The organism is uncultured Cyclobacterium sp., assembly GCF_963976465.1.
Lineage (GTDB): Bacteria > Bacteroidota > Bacteroidia > Cytophagales > Cyclobacteriaceae > Cyclobacterium.
This window is the reverse complement of the sequence record NZ_CAXBOC010000697.1, coordinates 1-1,902: the sequence shown is the minus strand read 5'-3', so window position 1 is coordinate 1,902 and position 1,902 is coordinate 1. Positions and strand designations below refer to the sequence as shown.

3 protein-coding genes are annotated in these 1,902 nt (G+C 40.3%); all 3 read right to left on the bottom strand.

The annotated features are described in order from the left end of the window. A partial coding sequence (locus AAC037_RS24025; RefSeq protein WP_339906196.1) for a CocE/NonD family hydrolase occupies nt 1-622 on the bottom strand: 622 nt, incomplete at its 3' end. A gap of 120 nt (nt 623-742) precedes the next feature. Then, nucleotides 743-1,204: a peptide-methionine (R)-S-oxide reductase MsrB gene (gene msrB, locus AAC037_RS24020; RefSeq protein ID WP_339906194.1), complete on the bottom strand. Its 462-nt coding sequence runs from the start codon at nt 1,202-1,204 to the stop codon at nt 743-745. A gap of 39 nt (nt 1,205-1,243) precedes the next feature. Continuing rightward, a complete protein-coding gene (locus AAC037_RS24015; RefSeq protein ID WP_339906192.1) occupies nt 1,244-1,744 on the bottom strand; it encodes a peptide-methionine (S)-S-oxide reductase in 501 nt (166 codons plus the stop codon). Nucleotides 1,745-1,902 lie beyond the last annotated feature (158 nt).

Sequence of the window (1,902 nt, the reverse complement as noted above, 5' to 3'; positions counted from 1 at the left end):
CTTTTTCATTGCCATCAATGCTGGTATACCCATCCCTTCGTCCACACAGCCATTCAATGACCGCCTTGGGAGCAAGAGACTCATTTTTCCCACCCACAGTGGGTGCTCCTTGGGACAAGCCTGTTCCCGGAGATGATGAATGAACCACAATATATCCTCTGGGCACCCATTCCCGGATATGGGAATCTGAAATGTGAGGTCTTTTATAAATGGTTTTTACTTCCGGATGGACGCGTTCTTTCGGAGGTTTTCCTAATTCATGTTTAACATCCCAAAACAAGCCTGAGACATTCGGCGCTACTCCCGTAAAATAAGGGCTCGAAATGTAGATTACCGGAAGCTTTAGGCCTTCATATTCTGTCTGATAAGGTCGAGTAACGTCCACATGCATACGATCCATCTTCCCATCTTCATCACTATCAAAATCTGTTTCCACCCAGAGGTCGTGACGAATCCATTTCCCGGGGTCCTTAAATGCCTTCACCTCTTGAGCCTCACCATTTTTGAATACAGGTGTTGCCGTTTCTTGGGCAAGGGTAGGCTTAACGGATAAAAGTAATAATAAATGAAAAGCGATTCTTAATGCTTTATTTCTGATAGGTTGTGGCTGATTGAAAATCATAGTGACTTATTGGTAAATTCCAGATTATTTGGTGACACGTTTTTTGCTTATGGAACTAGTGAAAATAAATTTAATAATGATTTCCAGAAAAATAATTGAGATGGTGAAATTGGGTCCCATTTATCCGGGAACCTCATCACTAGCTTCTACCTTTTTAAGTGAAACAGCGTTCATACAAAACCTCAGGCCACTAGGTGCCGGCCCATCAGGAAACACATGCCCCAAATGAGCATCACAGGTATTGCAAGTAGTTTCTACTCTAACCATTCCAAAGCTGGTGTCCTTGTGATGGGCTACTGCGTTGTCTTTAATCGGTTGGGTAAATGATGGCCAGCCGGTACCGCTTTCAAATTTCTCCTTGGCATCAAAAAGCAAGGTTCCACAACATACACAAGCATAAATCCCCGGTTCAAAAGAACTACAAACATCAGAACTAAAGGCTCGTTCGGTGCCTTTTTGCCTAGTTACCCTATATTCTTCTTCGGTTAACAATTCTTTCCAGGCTGCATCTGTTTTTTCTACCCTTCGATCAGGTTTCAAATTGCCATTGTTGGCATAGCGTATTACATCATTCCAGTTCATGACTATATAAATAATTTAATCCTAATTTAATAAACCGCCTTACTTTTCGGTTGCCATTAGTATCCTTTTTTGAAAACGATCTTTTAGGGCATTTAGTTTTGGTGCGATGTATTTGGTGCAGAAAGGAAGGTCTGGATTTTTGTAATAATAATCCAAAAATTCCTCTTTATTTTCTTTAAAGGCCACAAAGGCTAGCACATTGGTCAAAATAGGCTGATCAAAATCCTTTTGAACGGCTTTAATTGCAGACAAACTTTCCGCTTTCTGCGCAGCATTAAAAACGTAAATTGCTGATCTGTATTTCCTCCTAAATACATGGTCTACTGTGCAACTATGACTGTGTAAATGAATGGCTATTAATAATGGTAAATTGATTTCCTCAGGGTTAAATTGTATCAATACCGCTTCTGAGAATTCTTGGTTGGGACTTTCTGAAGCAATCCAGCCTTGCTTAACCTCCCGAACCCCACGTACAGATCTAAATACACCCTCTGTACACCAGTGGCAGCCACCTCCCAGTCCTATTTTTACCAATTTCATAGTACTTATCTTTATTACAAAGTAAAAGAAAGGAATTATAAATTTACCCTATAGCCTAAGATTAAACTTTAACCCAGATTATGTAATAGAATTCGTAATGAGCGTTGCAATCGCAAGAAAATCAGGCTGTTTGGAGATTTTAGCATAGCACCGCTATG

Excerpts from the sequence above, each read along its gene's own strand:
- AAC037_RS24015 (WP_339906192.1), bottom strand. The coding sequence starts at position 1,744 with ATGAAATTGGTAAAAATAGGACTGGGAGGTGGCTGCCACTGGTGTACA.
- msrB (WP_339906194.1), bottom strand. The coding sequence starts at position 1,204 with ATGAACTGGAATGATGTAATACGCTATGCCAACAATGGCAATTTGAAA.